Genomic DNA, 15,340 nt, shown 5'->3' on the forward strand with positions numbered 1-15,340 from the left:
CCTTATCCTGGCTATCGAGGGCGCCGTGTTTTGGTGGTGGCTGGCACAATGACGCAATTCAAGATCATTGCCGCCGGCTTGGTGCTTCTCGCCTTCGCTTCGCTCTTCGGCGCGGCGGCCTGGTATCGAGGGAACGCCATCGCCGCCGAGGCGGAAACCGCTCGGGTGCAAGCCAATCTCGATAAGGCGGTGGACGCCAACACCGTTAGCGCCGCCACCATAGACCGGATGCAAAAGCAGGACGCCGCGAACGATGCGATCACGGCGGCCGTCATGCAAAAGCTTACGGCCGCAAACGCTGAATTGAACGCGCAAGGCACGGCTAGGGCCGACCTGAAAGGCAAAGATGAAACCGCTCGCTCTTATCTTAATACTCCCGTGCCTGACAGCGTGCGCCGCCTTTACCCCTAAGCCGGTGGTCGTGGTCAAAACCGTGACGGTGCGTGAGAAGGTGCCGGCGGCGCTCATCCAGCCATGCCCGAAGAAATGGCATAAGGCCGGCGGCCCGGCGATCACAGAAGATTTTGTCGTGCGCGGCGACGTCAACGCGGCCGGGCTCGATACTTGCTCGGCCCAGGTTGATGGCGTCCGCCAGTGGAATGCAGGGCTCTAAAATGCTGCAGTTTGATATGACCGTGGGCATTCCTACGCTGATCACTATCGTTGTGCTGGCGGGTTCGGGTATAGGCGCATGGTATGCGGTACGCGCAAAAGGGCAGGAAAACACCAAGGCAATCGAGAAGCTTGAGGAAGACATGGGCAAGCAGTTGACCACGCTGGCGGCGTCCGTCGCCCTGGCGAACCTCAAGACCGAAAAGGCCATAGAGAAGGCGGAAGAGGTGCGCGGCAGGACCGCGCATGAATTGGCCGAGTACAAGCTTGCTGCCGCCGAGCGGTTCGCTACAAACGCATCAATCCGCCAGGTGGAAGAGCGGATCGTGCAATCAATCGATCGGCTCGGCGACCGGCTCGACAAATGGCTGGATAACTCGGCGCAAAAGGCCGAGAAGCACTAAGCCGCCTTGGCGGCGCCGCCGGTAACTCGCATGGGCAAATGCGCCCGTGCCGAGGCCGGCAGCATCAAATAGATCCGCAAAAAGTTGATGGCATAAAAGGGCGGGACTCCGCTGTCCTGGCGGTCCCGTAGCCAGCGGTTCACTTGAACCGGCGTCTTGCCGAGAAGCCCGGCAAGCTGTTTCTGTTCAAGCCCTGATTTCTCAAAGAGCAATTCGAATTCGCGTTGATCGTCTGCGGCGTTTGTCATGTCGTGAATATACATTTCGCATAGTCCCCTATCAACGCCGCAATACCGCAACTTTGCCGCCGCCCGTCATAATTTCCTTGACGGATTCCGCTGCCGTGTCCGCCATCTTTTGAGCGGCGCCGGTGAGCAGATAGGCGTAGCGTTTGGTTGTCTGCGAATCCATGTGCCCGAGCAAGCCGCCGACTTGGGTGAGGTCCAGCCCGGCGGACAAACCGGCCGAGGCGAAGAAACGCCGAAGATCATGCGGCACTAGATTTTCCTCTATCCCGGCGGCCTTCATCAGCGCGGCCCATGGCTTCGTGACGTTCACCATATGCTTGCGGCCGTGCCGCCCCACGATCAAGTAAGGGTTTCCCTTCACCTCGGGTATCTTGGCGATGACCTCGCGCGCCAGGGCGGACAGCGGAACGATCTTCTCGCCCGTCTTGGAGTCCGGAAGGTGCAGGCCGTCCGCCTTCACCCATGACCGCTTAGCCGTCTGTATCTCATTGCGGCGGGCGCCGGTGAAACATAGAAGCTCGACCAGCCCGGCAAAAAACGGGCTGGCTTCCCATAGCGCATTGATGGCAAGCAATAAGCGGAACGCCTCGTCGGCTTGAGGCAACCGTTTCCTTTTGTGCTCTTTGTAGCGCTCGACATGAACCGGGTTCGATTTGCGCGGGCGCCAGCCCCATTTTTCGGAAAGGTTGAAGCCCTTGGATAGCATGGCGGCAACCCGGTTCGCCTGACTCGGGGTCTTCCGCATCTTGAAATGCAGGGCCTCGACCTCGGCCTCGGTCACGTCCGCCACGGCCTTGCCGGCCCCGAAGTGGGGCAAAACATGGTTGTTATAGAGGCCTTCGTTGTCCTTACGGTAGCCGGGTTTATTCCGTGTCTCGGCGTATTCCTTGTGCTTGTCGCGAAGCTCGGCCATCGTGGGCCGCGCGGCGGCCTCGGCCTTCTCCCCGGCGGGATCTTCACCGTTGGCGACCTTGGCCAGGATATCTTTCGCCTTCGTCCTGGCCGGGGTGAGGGCCAGGAATCGGAAATCGCCGAGCTTCATGTTGCGCTGCCGGCCGACCTTCGTCCGGTAGAACAGATACCAAACCGCCTTACTCGCGAAGTAACGAAGCCGAAGGCCTGGCACCTTCGGGTCGTTCCATGCGGTGCCAGAAGCGCCCGAGGCGGCCGGCCCTTTCGATTCTTCGGCCATGCTACACGCGCATAGGCATGAGCACGGCGAACTCGCCGGCAGGGCCGCCAGCGCTCACCATGAGCGGGTCGCCCGCGCCGGTGAAGCCGAGCCGAATCCGCTTCGCCCCGAAGGCCTTTGCCATGTCCGCGAAATAGCGGCTGTTGACGCCGAACGCGCTAACGCCCTCGGGTGCCTCGCCACGGAAGACGGCGGACACCTCGCCGAAATCGGGGTTGCTCGCGGAAACGGACATGCCGCCCTCACAGGGTTGCACCTTGACCGCCGTTTGCCGCTCGCGCCTCACGCCGCCCGTGGCACGGTGCAGCTTGCCAATCTTGCCGGCGTCTAGTTCGAACTCTTTGAACGGTCCCTTGGGCACGACGCGGCGCCACTCGGGGAACGTGCCGTCGATGACCTTCGTACGGATGACGGTATCGCCGAAGCTAAATTCGGCCTTCATATCATCCACGCAAAGCACGACCTCTTTGCCGGCGGCGAGGTGAGCAACGGCCTTGATCGCGCCGCGCGGGATGATGACGGTCGGCCGGCTCACGATGTTCGCGGTCGTCTTCGTCTGGCGCGAGCCGAGGCGGTGGCCGTCCGTAGCGATGGCCCGCAACATGCCGTCATCATCAACGCCAAATTCGAAGGCGACGCCGTTGAGGTAGTACCGGGTTTCTTCGGTCGATACGAACGGCAAGGTGAGGCCGAGAAGCCATGACATGACACCCTCGGCGAGCGGCACGCGGCGGAAGCCGGCGTCGCTGAAATTCGGGCCATTGAGGCGCGGGGCATCCTCGGCAGGCATCGGGATAATGCCGGCGCTGAAATCGCCACAGGTGAAGGTGACGCGCTCGTCAGTGGCCGCCTTGCGTATCTGGACCCGCTCACCATCGGCGCCGTTCATGAAGGCCGCCAGGGTGCGCAGCGGCACCGCGAAGGCTTCGCCCCGCCCCTCGGCCGCTAACGTGGTTTCAATCGCCAGGTCAATGTCGAACAGCGAGACGCCGAGGCGTTGCGCGGTGGCGTCCATGGCAAGGGTGACGCATCCGAGAATCGGGATGGTGTTCCGGGGCTCGCTGTATGGCAGAAGGGCCGCCAGGGCGCGACGGAACGACCCGGCGTCCACGCCCACGGAAAAGACGGCGGAAGGCTTGGCGGCCACGGTGGCGGCTTTATCGGTATGCGTCATGGGGGTGATGACCTCGCTTTGATGTTTCGCAAACGCCTGCTATGCATGATGAATACGAAGGCGTTTGCGATTTGTCAACGTCTGGTAGCACATCGGTAGCAGATTTACGGGATAGAGGGCGGTTTGATGCTATCAGGTGCAAACGCGGAACCGCACAAATGCAACGGTTTGCGCTGTCCTGATATGGCCTAGAAAGGGTGGAAACCTGTTTCGTAATGATGGGGTCAGGTGTTCGAGTCACCTAAGCGGCACCAGTTCTCCATCCGACGCAAGCGTGACGGCAGGTGCAAGGCTAATGCACGTCACTCCCTACGCCAACACCGGCACTTCCTGTCTGCCTCGTCGACATGCGCCATATGGCCGCCGCCACAGGATTGCGTCGTCAGACGCTTGACCATCGACTATGCTGCATCGCGCAAGAATGACAGCCTAGAGAACCCGACAATACAAGCATAATTTATAAGATACAAAACCACTATCTTAGAATAATATTCGTCAATTTTGACCTATATCAGACGCTCCGGATTATAGCTGTGTAATTAAACCGTGCCTTTTCTGACATGGTACTACTGCTCATGCAGCATTGCGGACGTGAAAAACCCTCAGCGACGCAACGCACTCGCAAATCATACCCATTTTTAGCACTAACTCACACAAATATTACAGCTCGATAGATATTTTGTGTTGCACTGCACCATTGCCCGGTTGCACCATTTCTTGGGGGATTTGGTACTGGGAAGTGCGCCGTGGAGGATTCCGCCAAGTTGATCAGCTTGAATTTTTCGCTGGCCAGCACCGATTTCGAGGCTGCCCCGCGCACAAGGCGCGGGTTTGATGTTGTCGGCGCACTCTCGACGCTGGCAGGCCTCGACCTGAGGCCCGGAATGCAGGGCCGCTGGCTTCATCGGAGATTTCAGACCGGCGGAAATGGCTGATGGCGGTCGCGCGTGACAATCAGTTGGACGCTCTGCGCGCCATCGCTGTCACGATGGTTCTCTATTCCCATTTCCTTGCACCCAACGGGTCCTCCTTTTGGGGCCACATCGGGGTGCGGCTTTTTTTTGTGCTGAGCGGCTTCCTGATCACACGACTGCTGCTCGAAGCGCGCGCCGCGGCCGAATTCAAAGCCGGCCCTGCATTGAGTTCCTTCTACATCAGGCGCGCGCTGCGCATATTCCCGCCCTATTTCGCCGTGCTTGGGTTCGTCTGGCTGACCGATCTGGAGCAGTCCAGTGGATCGCTCGTCTGGCATGCGCTTTACCTGTCGAATTTTTGGTACGCGCTGCGCAACGAATGGACGCCCTGGCTACTCTGCCATTTCTGGAGCCTGAGCATCGAGGAGCAGTTCTATATCGCCTGGCCGCTGGTCGTGCTTCTCGCACCCCGCCGGCGGGTGGAAGCGATCACTATCGGCGTCATCCTGTTGTCGCTGGCCTATCGCTTCTACTGGCCGATCACCGCCACCCCGGCGCTAGCGCGCGACCTGCTGCCGCCAGCATCGATGGACGCGCTGGCGTTTGGTGCTTTGCTTGCCTGCCGGCGGACCAGAGGCGCCGGCCTGCCGCAATGGATGCGGCTAGGCTGGCCAGCCCTTGCGGCTGTCTTCCTGGCGATTGAGTGGCTTATCCCTGCGCCGGCCGATCCTATGCTGGAATGGGCCCGCTGGGCGTTGCTGCAGATCCTGCCCCTAGTGCCGCTGGTGGCCGTTGTGGCCGCCTGTTCAGCCGGCCTTGGCGGCGTCCTCGGCAGGGTTTTCGAACTGCCACCGCTGCTGTCACTGGGCCGCATCAGCTACGGCGTCTATCTTTACCATCCGATCCTTCTGTCGCTCGCCGTCAAGTCACAGCCCTGGATCCCGCTCAACGTCTCGGAGCAGGGGCCAGGGCGTTTCCTGGTCGCGAGCGCCGCCACGATCGCCGTCGCTTCGATCTCGTGGACGGCTTTCGAAAAGCCGCTCAACGGCCTAAAGCGCCGCTTCCCCTATGTAGCGCGCCGCCGCTCCCAGGCACGCGCTGGCGATCCCGGCTGGCTCGGCAGGGCGGCGGACGCCTATCCCGGCGGATCCCCCGATGGCCGCGCCGCACTCGAACTCCGGCGAACGGATGCGCAGAGATGACCACCGCGCCGCTCGTCTCCGTCCTGCTGCCGGTCTACAATGCCGGGCCTTATCTCACCGCTGCGCTGGAGAGCATTCTGCGGCAAGACTACGATCGCCTGGAGGTCATCGCTATCGATGACGGATCGACTGACAACTCGCTCGAGATTCTCGAACGATACCGCCGGGCAGACAATCGCGTTTCTGTCATCTCGCGTGAGAACCGCGGCCTCGTCGCCACCCTCAATGAAGGGCTACGGCTGGCCCAGGGCGAGCTTGTTGCGCGAATGGATGCGGACGATGTCGCCTATCCCCGGCGCCTCTCGCGCCAGGTCGCACTGTTCGAGCGGCGGCCCGATCTCGGCTTCTGCGGCGCCTGCGTCGATACCTTGCTTCACGGCCGTATCGCCAAAGGCAGGCTAGATCCGGTGTTCCGGCTCGGCCGGCTCGACATATTGTCGATGTTCTTTACGATATTCTTACATCCGACGGTGATCTATAACAGGAAGGTTATTGGGAACAACGATCTCTATTACGATCCAAAATATAGGCATGCCGAGGATTTTGATCTCTTCAGACGGCTTGCCGGCCGTTTCCCGGCGACCATATTGCCCGATAGCCTGCTCGTCTATCGCATCCATGCGGGAAGCGTGACCATGCGGCATGCCAAGGAAATGCGCAGGACGCATTTGCGGATCGTGGCCGAAAATCTCGAGCGTGAGGGGCTTGCGGAAACCACAGCGGATCTGCGCGACATCGGCGAGGCCGTCTCTTTCGACACGGTTTCGCGCGCAGCCGATTTCATCCGTGCGCTTGAAGAGCGGATTTCCGAGCTGCCGACCGACACACGGCCAAGCTTCGAGGCAGGCGCGCTGAACCTGTTCTATTTCCTCTACCAACTCGTCGGCGACGAAGGAGAACCGCCGCTGACCCACGAATTGCTCACGCGGACGGCGAGATGGAATTTCATCCGGCGCCGCGAACAATATGCGCTGCGTCCCGGCGTCTGGGCGCCTTGGCTCAGCCTGCTCTCGATAAGGGCCGGAAAGCGGGCGGACGCGGTGGCCTACTTCTTCAAAACCACGCCGGCCGAAGCGGTGCTTGCGCGTTATCAGCGGGGACTGGTATGACCGACAGGCCCCACCCGCTCCTGCGCGATCACCAGTTTGCGAGTGCGCCTGTCCCGACATCTCCCCGATCGGAGCGGCCGTCGCTCGAGGTCAGTTTCATCGTCTGCACGCGCGACCGCGCCGCTGTGCTGGAGGCTTGCATAGCCTCGATCCAGGCGGCATGCCGGGTGCACGCCACCTTCGCGGCAGAGTTGGTGGTGGTCGATAATGGTTCACGGGACGGCACGTCAAAGCGGCTGGCCGCTATCGCCGAAACTTCCGACATCCCAGTCACAGCCGTCTCGGAGACTCGCCCCGGACTAGCCGCTGCCCGCAATGCCGGATTGGCGCGAGCGCGAGGCCGCGTGCTGGTCTTCGTCGACGACGACTGCAAGCTCGACCGCGACTATCTCCGCGACCTGGAGCGGCACTACCGGAGTGGCGAGAAGTGGCTGATCCGCGGCGGCCGGGTCGAGCTCGGTGATGCCCGGGACCTGCCCTTCACCATAAAGCTCTGCGAGGCAAGCGAGCGGCTGACCCCGGCGGTCCACCCCGGCGGCTTCGTGCTCGGCTGCAACATGACCATGCACCGCGACGTCGCGGCCCGCATCGGGTCGTTCGACGAACGCTTCGGCGCTGGCGGCCCGCTACGCTCGGCTGAAGATACTGATTATCTCGTGCGGGCGATGCTGCTCGGCATGCCGGTCGAGTATGTGCCCGACATGACGGTCTTGCATCATCACGGCCGGCGAGACCGCAAATCGATCGACAGGCTGCACCGCGACTATAGCCTCGGTAATGGTGCGCTGTGCCTGAAACATGTCCGCCACGCCCCTTGGCTGCTTCGCCATGTCTATTGGTCCGCGCGGGCCGCGTTCAGGGAACTGGCGGGCCGTCCTCGCTTTGACCGCGACCTCGATCTGTCGCACTGGCCTATTGTCGTTATGAATCTGGCAGGTGCCGCCAGATTTGCGCTGCTCGTCATGATGGGATGGCCAAAACGGCTGCCGCTGCGCCACGACCGAGAAGCCAGCGAAGCCAATGCGGAGGCCAGAGCGCGATAATGTCACTGATTCCGTCAGCCCTGCCAATGCTGCGCCGCGCGCTTGGTGGCAGGCTGTTGCGGCTCGTTCCCGTCGTGGTGGGGCTCGGGCTTGCGGGCGCCGCGCTGGAAGGCCTCGGCATCGGTCTCATCATTCCGCTGCTTGGCATCATTATGGGACGTGGCGAAACATCAGGCATGGCCGGTTTCTCCGCCCTCCTCCAGCAGGTTGGAGCGGACCTCGGCGAGCGCCAGCGGCTGATCGCCATTTCGGCCGCGATCCTCGGTTCGATCGTACTGAAAAATGTCTTTGCCTTCGCCAACACGCTGCTGACCAGCTACATCTACGGCAAGGCAGGTTATTCGATCCGTAGCGCACTGTCGGAGCAGTTGCTCAGGGTCGGCTACCCCTTTTTCCTGCAGCAAAGCCCCGGGCGGCTGCTCAACATCATCTCCAACGAATCGTGGCGAGCATCCGACGCTATCCAGGCCCTGCTCGGCGCGATCGTCAGTGCCTCGGCCGCCGTCATCCTGCTCGCCTTCCTCCTGCTCCTCTCTTGGCAGATGACGCTGCTGGTGACGCTAGGGCTGGCGCTCGTCCAGCTGGCGCACGGGGTTTTGTCGTCCAATCTGAAGGCGCCGAGCCGCAGCGTCGTCTCGCGCAACAGCGCACTGGCGTCGCAGATGCTGCATCTGGTGCATGCCGGGCGCCTAATTCGCATCTTCGGGCAGGAGAACCGCGAAAAGGCGGTCTTCGCCAAAGCGTCCGACGGGGTGCGGCGGGCGGCTTTCGTGCTTTCAATCCGCCAGGGCGTCTTGCCGCCACTGACCGAGGTGTTGCACGCGATGCTGTTCCTGGCGGTGGTGATCGGAGCCTGGCTGGCGAATGTAAGCTTCCCGCTGACCGTCGCCTTCCTCATCCTGCTCTACCGACTGCAGCCGCATATGCGCGCCTTGCAGATGTCCTGGAGTCAGTTGCAAGGCATGAGCGGCTCGCTGGAGGAGGTACAATGGCTGCTCGATCCTTCCGACAAGCCCGAGGCGCCGCAGGGCAGCCTGCCGTTCGACGGCTTGCGCCAAGGGATCAGCTTCGATGATGTGAGCTTCGCCTATTCCGGTCCCCTGTCAGGCCCCGACGCGCGCGAGGCGGTGCTGCATAAGGCGGTGTTCGATATCCGCAGCGGCCGCTCGACGGCGCTGATCGGCCGCTCGGGCGCCGGCAAGACGACGATCGTCAATCTCCTGTGCCGCTTCGTCAAACCCGACAGCGGCAGGATCCTCGTCGATGGGGCACCGCTCGATGAAGTGGACCCAAGCCAGTGGCGGCGGAACATTGCCCTGGCCAGTCAGGAGCTGGAACTGGTCGATGGCACCATTTTTGAAAACATTATCTACGGCTACGACACGGCGTCGGCCAGCGACGCCATGCGCGCCGCAAGGCTGGCCGAGGCACATCAATTCATCGAGCACCTGCCGCAGGGCTACGCGACACTGGTCGGATACCGGGGCATCAACCTGTCAGCCGGACAAAGGCAAAGGATCGCCCTGGCGCGGGCGCTGGTGCGCGATCCCGATATTCTCATCCTCGACGAAGCCACCAGTGCGGTGGATGGGTTGTCAGAAGCCGCTATTGTCGAGACGCTGAAATCGCGGGCCGGCCGCCGCACCACCATTGTCATCAGTCATCATTACAGCACCATATCGTTCTGCGACGACGTGGTGATCTTGAGCCGCGGTCGGGTGAAAAAACAGGCCCCCTTCGCAACCCTGGCAATGCTCAGCATGGACGAGCTTTACCAGCACGGAGCGGGTGAGTGATGGGGCGCACCCAACCTGCGACGCGGCTTGCGCCCGGCAGCTCGCAGATCGCGATCAATCCTGCCGGCAAACCACCGCCGCGACGCATTTCCGATTGTTCAAAAACAATTCTCGGTGGGAGGTCAGGCGGCCTTCTTCTTCGCCAGCCGCGCCTTGATCGAGGCGACGTCGGCGCGCGGCGTCGCGGCGAACAGCGTCCTGGTGTAGTTGTGCTTGGGGTCGGCGAAGACCTCCTCGCGCGAGCCGTATTCGACGGCTTCGCCGAAATACATCACCATCACATCGTCGGCGATGTAGCGCACGACCGACAGATCGTGGCTGATGAAGACATAGGTCAGCTGGAATTCGTCCTGCAGATCGGCGAGCAGGTTGAGCACCTGCGCCTGCACCGAAAGATCGAGCGCGGAGACCGGTTCGTCAAGCACCAGCAGGCTCGGGTTCAGCATCAGCGCGCGGGCAATGGCGATGCGCTGGCGCTGGCCGCCCGAGAACATGTGAGGATAGCGATTGTAGTGCTCGGTTCCGAGGCCGACTTTCTTCAGCATCCTCATGGCGAGGTCGCGCCGCTCTTCGGCCGGCTTGTCGGTGTTGATGAGCAGCGGCTCGCCCAGCACATCTCCGATCTTTTGGCGCGGATTGAGCGATCCGTAAGGGTTCTGGAAGACGATCTGCACCTTGCGGCGCATCTCCCTGGTCAGGCCGTTCCTTGCGATGTCGACCTTGTTGCCGTCGATGAACAGTTCGCCCGACGTTGCCGGATCGATCAGCGTGATGATGCGCGCCAGCGTTGACTTGCCGCAGCCCGATTCACCGACGATGGCCAGCGTCTTGCCCTTGTCGACGCTGAACGAGACGCCCTTGACCGCATGCACGGTGCGCGCGCCGCGAAACAGGCCGCCGCCGACGTGATAGTCGCGCACGATGTCCTTGCCTTCGACGACCTTGATGCTCATCAGACGCCCCCGGCAGCCGGTTCGAACAGCATGTCCGAGACGGTCGGCAGCCGGTCGCCGACGGCATTTTCCGGCAGCGCCGACAACAGCGCGCGGGTGTAATTGCTCTTCGGCGATTCAAACAGCGACAGCACGTCGGCCTCTTCCATCTTGCGCCCCTTGTACTGGACGATGACGCGGTCGGCCGTCTCGGCCACGACGCCCATATTGTGGGTAATCATGATCAGGCCCATGCCGTATTTGACCTGCAGCGACACGAGCAGGTCGAGGATCTGCTTCTGGATGGTGACGTCGAGCGCGGTGGTCGGCTCGTCGGCGATCAGAAGCTTCGGATTGCAGGCGATGGCGATGGCGATCATCACGCGCTGGCACTGGCCGCCCGACATCTGGTGCGGAAACGAGTTCAGCCGTTCGGCCGGCTCGGCAATGCCGACCTGCGTCAGCAATTCGATGGCGCGCTCGCGACGCTGGGCCTTGTCCATGCCCATATGGAAGCGCAGCACCTCCTCGATCTGAAAGCCGACGGTGAAGCACGGATTGAGACTGGCCATCGGCTCCTGGAAGATCATCGACATGTCCTTGCCGACGATCTTGCGCCGGTCGGCCGGGCTCATCTTCAGGAGATCGCGGCCGTTGAAGCTCATCTCGTCGGCAGTGACCGTCGCCGTCCACGGCAACAGCCCCATCACAGCCAACATCGACACCGACTTGCCGGAGCCGGATTCGCCGACGATGGCCAGCACTTCACGTTCGTTCACATGGAGCGAGACGCCATCGACCGCGCGGAACGGGCCGGATGCGGTCTGGAACTCAACGACGAGATTGCGGATGTCGAGCAGCGCCATTACGACCTCCTCAGCTTCGGATCGAGCGCATCGCGCAGACCGTCGCCGATCAGGTTGATGGCAAGCACGGTGATGAGGATGGCCAGACCGGGGAAGGTCACCACCCACCAGGCGCGCAGGATGAATTCACGCGCCGAGGCGAGCATGGTTCCCCATTCCGGTGTCGGCGGCTGGGCGCCAAGGCCGAGAAAGCCGAGAGCGGCCGCCTCCAGGATGGCGTTGGAGAAGGACAGCGTGCCCTGCACGATCAGCGGCGCCAGGCAGTTGGGCAGGATGGTGCGCAGCATAAGCCTTATATGGCCGGCGCCGGCGACCTTGGCGGCGACCACATATTCGCGGCTCTTTTCGGCCATGACGGCAGCGCGCACCAGACGGGCAAAGTGGGGTTGCAGGACAAGCGCGATGGCCAGCATGGCGTTGAACAGGCCGGGGCCGAGGATGGTGACCAGAACCAGCGCCAAGAGCAGCGACGGGAAGGACAGGATCAGATCCATGACCCGCATGATCGCCACGTCGACCCAGCCCCGGAAATAGCCAGCCAAAAGGCCGAGCGTGATGCCGCCGACAAGCGCCAGCGTGACCACGACGGCGCCGATGAGCAGCGAGAAACGCGCGCCATAGAGCAGGCGCGAGAGCATGTCGCGGCCGACCGCGTCGGTGCCAAGCAGATATTCCATGCTGCCGCCTGCCTGCCAGGCCGGCGGACGCAAGAAAGCGGTCTTGTCCTGGATGTCGGGCGCATAGGGCGCGAGCAGCGGTGCAAAGAGCGCGGCCAGCACCAAAAGGATGAAGACGAACAGGCCGATGACGGCGCCGCGGTTTACCGAGAAATAGTGCCAGAAAGTCCTGAAGCCGGTCAGTCGGTCAGGGTTGCCGGCGGCCATCGGGGCGATTTCGGTCGACTGGCTCATCACGCCGCCCTGATGCGCGGGTTGATGACGGCATAAAGCACGTCGACGATCAGGTTCACCGCCATGACGATAAGGGCGATCAGCAGCAAGCCTGACTGCACGACGACATAGTCGCGCTTGGATATGGATTCGACCATCCACTTGCCGATGCCCGGCCAGGCGAAGATGGTTTCTGTGAGAATGGCGCCGGCGAGCAGGGTACTGACCTGCAGGCCGATGGTGGTGACCACCGGGATCAGCGCATTGCGCAGCGCATGCACGCCGATGACGCGGGACGACGACAGGCCCTTGGCGCGGGCGGTCCGCACATAGTCTTCGCCCAGCACTTCGAGCATGGCCGAGCGCGTCTGGCGCGCGATCACCGCCAGCGGGATGGTGCCGAGCACAATTGTCGGCAGCACCAGGTGGCTCAATGCCGAGCGGAAAGCATCCCATTTGCCGTAGAGCAGGCTGTCGAGGGTCAGGAAGCCGGTGATCGGCTTGATAAAGAACTGAAGGCCGATGCGTCCTGAAACCGGGGTCCAGCCGAGATAGCCGGAGAAAAAGATGATCAGCAGCAGACCCCACCAGAAAATCGGCATGGAATAGCCGACAAGGGCGGTGCCCATCAGCCCCTGGTCGAACCAGGAGCCGCGTTTGACCGCAGCAATGATGCCGGCCGGGATGGCCAGCACCATGGCGAAGATCATGGCGAAGACTGAGAGCTCGACGGTTGCCGGGAAGAGCGTCATGAAATCTTCGATGACCGGCCGCTTGGACGAAATCGACACGCCGAAATTGCCGGTCGCGGCATCGCGGACATAATGCGCGTATTGCTGCCAGATCGGCAAATTGTAGCCGAACTGTTCCTTCAGTTCCGCGTAACGCTCGGGCGACACGCCATGCTCGCCGGCCATGGCAAGAATGGGATCGCCGGGCAGCAGCCTGACGAAAGCGAAGGCGCAGATGGTGATGCCGATCAGCGTCGGCAGCACCAAGACGATTTTGTTTAGGAGATATCGGAGCATCTTGAAAAGCGGGCGGCGCCTGATTGCGCGCCGCCCGCCTAACAGTTCTATTCGGCCTTGTCGACGCCGTCGAAGCGATGAATGCCGAGCGGGTCCATCATGAAGCCGCTGACATTCTTGCGCACGACTGCGTAGACTTGGCTGTGTGCCATGAGGAAGGCCGGAGCCTGCTTCTGGAAGACAACCTGCGCCTCTTCATAGAGCTTGGTGCGTTCGGCCTGGTCGCTGGTCTTCTTGGCCTTCTGGATCAGATCCTCGAAGTCCTTGTCGCACCAGCTGGAGTAGTTCGACACGCCGATGGCCGAGCAGGCGAACAGCGTGGCGAAGAAATTGTCCGGATCGCCATTGTCACCGGTCCAGCCGATCTGGAAGGCGCCCGGGCGCTCCTTCTTCTTGCCTTCTTCGCGGTACTTCGTCCACTCGTAGCTGACGATCTCCGCCTTGACGCCGACCTTGGCCCAGTCAGCCTGGATCAGTTCCGCGGCGCGCTGGAAGTTCGGGTTGTAGGGACGGACGCGGTCGGAGGCCCAAAGCTGGATCTCCTTCAATCCGGCATCGGCCAGCACCTTCTTGGCTGCTTCCGGATCATAGGCGTCGGACTTCACGTCCTTGTTCCACGACCACATGGTCGGCGGGATCAGGTTTACGGCCGGCGTGGCGCCGGCGTCCTGGAACAGCGACTTGATGAGCGATTCCCGATCGATCGCCTGGTTGAGCGCATGGCGCACTTCAGGCTTGTCGAGCGGCGGGATGGTGGTGTTGTAGCTCATATAGCCGATGTTGAGGCCAGCCTGATCCATCAGGGTCACGTCGGCGTTGGCCTTGATCGTGCCGATGTCGGCAGGATTCGGATAGGGCGCGATATCGCATTCGCCGGCGAGCACCTTCTGGATGCGGGCGGTGGCGTCAGGCGTGATCGCGAAGACGAGATCGTCGATCTTTTCCTTGCCCTTAAAGTAGTCCGGGTTGGCCGCATAGCGGATGACCGAATCCAGCTGGTAGTCGACGAACTGGAACGGACCTGTACCGACCGGCTTGGTCGAGAAGTCGGCCATCTTGCCGTCTTTTTCCAGCTGGTCGGCATATTCCTTCGACACGATCGAGGCGAAGTCCATGCCGAGATTGGCCAGCATCGGCGCGTTCGGCTCGGTCAGCGTCAGCTTCACGGTCAGGTCATCGACCTTTTCCCACTTGGCGACGTATTTCGGCATGTCCATGCCGGTGTAGTAGTCCCAGGTCAGGTTCGGCAGGTACTTCTCGCCGTTCCAGGGGTTTTCCTTGTTGAACTGGCGATCGAACGAAAAGACGACGTCGTCGGCATTGAAATCACGCGTCGGCTTGAAGAAATCCGTCGTCTGGAACTTCACGCCCGGATGCAGGTGGAAAGTATAGACCAGACCGTCGTCCGAAATCTCCCATTTGTCGGCGAGACCGGGCACAACTTCGGTGCCGCCATGCTTGAACTCGACCAGGCGCGAATAGACGGTGCGCGACGAGGCGTCGAAGTCGTTGCCGCCCGTCGTGGTACCCGGGTCGAAGTTGGCCGGCGAGGCCTCCGAGCAATAGACCAGCGTCTTGGCATTGGCCACACCGCCGAGGACGCTTGCAGCCAGCAACGCGGCTGCAAAAGTCAGTTTCTTTTTCATTGAGCACTCCCTGATGTTCTTCCAAGCCCCTCTATAGGCTCGCGAAGCGCGCATATAAGCACCGTTTTTCCGGCTTTGGAACACCCTGTTTGCCTACCCCACCGTAAGCAGAAAATATTTCTCGGTCTTTGACGAACTGCAGAAACAAATAGCAAAATCTGCTAATCACGGGATTGTTAACGACCGCATTTTTTCATTGATCGCAGCAATCGTAAGCCAAAAATCCACAAGCCTGGGTTTCGCCACCGAGATGACAGGACGGCATTGCCGAGCCGGCGTCGCGG

At 61.8% G+C, this 15,340-nt stretch carries 16 protein-coding genes; 8 read left to right on the forward strand and 8 right to left on the reverse strand.

Going from position 1 to position 15,340, the window contains the following annotated elements; translation table 11 throughout:
* Nucleotides 1-48: 48 nt before the first annotated feature.
* The 3 genes from NKI15_RS06955 to NKI15_RS06965 are packed head-to-tail and all read left to right on the forward strand — an operon-like array spanning nucleotide 49 to nucleotide 1,016.
* Nucleotides 49-411 (forward strand): hypothetical protein, encoded by a 363-nt coding sequence (locus NKI15_RS06955; protein WP_352885931.1) that lies wholly within the window; start codon nucleotides 49-51, stop codon nucleotides 409-411.
* A gap of 10 nt (nucleotides 412-421) precedes the next feature.
* Nucleotides 422-613, forward strand: a complete 192-nt coding sequence (locus tag NKI15_RS06960; RefSeq protein ID WP_352885932.1) for a hypothetical protein — start codon at nucleotides 422-424, stop codon at nucleotides 611-613.
* Nucleotides 582-1,016 carry a hypothetical protein gene (locus tag NKI15_RS06965; protein ID WP_352885933.1) on the forward strand — a complete coding sequence of 145 codons (435 nt, stop codon included), beginning with the start codon at nucleotides 582-584 and terminating at the stop codon, nucleotides 1,014-1,016. Before NKI15_RS06960 ends, NKI15_RS06965 begins: the two co-directional genes overlap by 32 nt.
* Here the strand turns inward: NKI15_RS06965 and NKI15_RS06970 are convergent.
* Genes NKI15_RS06970 through NKI15_RS06980 form a run of 3 tightly spaced genes read right to left on the reverse strand, consistent with a single transcriptional unit; the run spans nucleotide 1,013 to nucleotide 3,630 of the window.
* On the reverse strand, nucleotides 1,013-1,279 hold the full coding sequence (locus tag NKI15_RS06970; RefSeq protein WP_023828541.1) for a helix-turn-helix domain-containing protein: 267 nt from the start codon (nucleotides 1,277-1,279) through the stop codon (nucleotides 1,013-1,015). The two genes, NKI15_RS06965 and NKI15_RS06970, sit on opposite strands and share 4 nt — an antisense overlap.
* 16 nt (nucleotides 1,280-1,295) lie before the next feature.
* Nucleotides 1,296-2,456 carry a tyrosine-type recombinase/integrase gene (locus tag NKI15_RS06975; protein WP_352885934.1) on the reverse strand — a complete coding sequence of 387 codons (1,161 nt, stop codon included), beginning with the start codon at nucleotides 2,454-2,456 and terminating at the stop codon, nucleotides 1,296-1,298.
* Between the two features lies 1 nt (nucleotide 2,457).
* Nucleotides 2,458-3,630 carry a DNA polymerase III subunit beta gene (locus NKI15_RS06980; RefSeq protein WP_352885935.1) on the reverse strand — a complete coding sequence of 391 codons (1,173 nt, stop codon included), beginning with the start codon at nucleotides 3,628-3,630 and terminating at the stop codon, nucleotides 2,458-2,460.
* Nucleotides 3,631-4,376: 746 nt separating this feature from the next.
* Here NKI15_RS06980 and NKI15_RS06985 point away from each other — a divergent pair.
* From NKI15_RS06985 to NKI15_RS07005, 5 genes are read left to right on the forward strand one after another with little or no spacing between them, the layout of a single operon-like run.
* On the forward strand, nucleotides 4,377-4,565 hold the full coding sequence (locus NKI15_RS06985; protein ID WP_023682045.1) for a hypothetical protein: 189 nt from the start codon (nucleotides 4,377-4,379) through the stop codon (nucleotides 4,563-4,565).
* Nucleotides 4,565-5,746 (forward strand): acyltransferase family protein, encoded by a 1,182-nt coding sequence (locus tag NKI15_RS06990; RefSeq protein ID WP_023682046.1) that lies wholly within the window; start codon nucleotides 4,565-4,567, stop codon nucleotides 5,744-5,746. The genes NKI15_RS06985 and NKI15_RS06990 overlap by 1 nt, the downstream gene beginning before the upstream one ends.
* Nucleotides 5,743-6,855: a glycosyltransferase family 2 protein gene (locus tag NKI15_RS06995; RefSeq protein WP_023682047.1), complete on the forward strand. Its 1,113-nt coding sequence runs from the start codon at nucleotides 5,743-5,745 to the stop codon at nucleotides 6,853-6,855. The genes NKI15_RS06990 and NKI15_RS06995 overlap by 4 nt, the downstream gene beginning before the upstream one ends.
* Nucleotides 6,852-7,898 carry a glycosyltransferase family 2 protein gene (locus NKI15_RS07000; protein WP_023682048.1) on the forward strand — a complete coding sequence of 349 codons (1,047 nt, stop codon included), beginning with the start codon at nucleotides 6,852-6,854 and terminating at the stop codon, nucleotides 7,896-7,898. Before NKI15_RS06995 ends, NKI15_RS07000 begins: the two co-directional genes overlap by 4 nt.
* Nucleotides 7,898-9,694: an ABC transporter ATP-binding protein gene (locus NKI15_RS07005; protein WP_027049321.1), complete on the forward strand. Its 1,797-nt coding sequence runs from the start codon at nucleotides 7,898-7,900 to the stop codon at nucleotides 9,692-9,694. Before NKI15_RS07000 ends, NKI15_RS07005 begins: the two co-directional genes overlap by 1 nt.
* A 122-nt stretch (nucleotides 9,695-9,816) precedes the next feature.
* Here the strand turns inward: NKI15_RS07005 and NKI15_RS07010 are convergent, their stop codons facing one another.
* Genes NKI15_RS07010 through NKI15_RS07030 form a run of 5 tightly spaced genes read right to left on the reverse strand, consistent with a single transcriptional unit; the run spans nucleotide 9,817 to nucleotide 15,056 of the window.
* Entirely contained in the window at nucleotides 9,817-10,647 is an 831-nt protein-coding gene (locus NKI15_RS07010; protein WP_023682050.1) for a dipeptide ABC transporter ATP-binding protein, read from the reverse strand.
* The gene (locus NKI15_RS07015; RefSeq protein WP_023682051.1) at nucleotides 10,647-11,492 is read right to left on the reverse strand and encodes an ABC transporter ATP-binding protein; all 846 of its coding nucleotides are present in this window, start codon (nucleotides 11,490-11,492) and stop codon (nucleotides 10,647-10,649) included. The genes NKI15_RS07010 and NKI15_RS07015 overlap by 1 nt, the downstream gene beginning before the upstream one ends.
* Nucleotides 11,492-12,376 carry an ABC transporter permease subunit gene (locus NKI15_RS07020; RefSeq protein ID WP_050485757.1) on the reverse strand — a complete coding sequence of 295 codons (885 nt, stop codon included), beginning with the start codon at nucleotides 12,374-12,376 and terminating at the stop codon, nucleotides 11,492-11,494. The genes NKI15_RS07015 and NKI15_RS07020 overlap by 1 nt, the downstream gene beginning before the upstream one ends.
* Nucleotides 12,377-12,402: 26 nt before the next feature.
* Nucleotides 12,403-13,410 (reverse strand): ABC transporter permease subunit, encoded by a 1,008-nt coding sequence (locus NKI15_RS07025; RefSeq protein WP_023692619.1) that lies wholly within the window; start codon nucleotides 13,408-13,410, stop codon nucleotides 12,403-12,405.
* 47 nt (nucleotides 13,411-13,457) lie between these two features.
* Nucleotides 13,458-15,056, reverse strand: coding sequence for an ABC transporter substrate-binding protein (locus NKI15_RS07030; RefSeq protein WP_023669491.1), 1,599 nt, complete (start codon nucleotides 15,054-15,056; stop codon nucleotides 13,458-13,460).
* Nucleotides 15,057-15,340 lie beyond the last annotated feature (284 nt).

Source organism: Mesorhizobium sp. M0862 (genome assembly GCF_040319795.1).
Classification (GTDB): domain Bacteria; phylum Pseudomonadota; class Alphaproteobacteria; order Rhizobiales; family Rhizobiaceae; genus Mesorhizobium.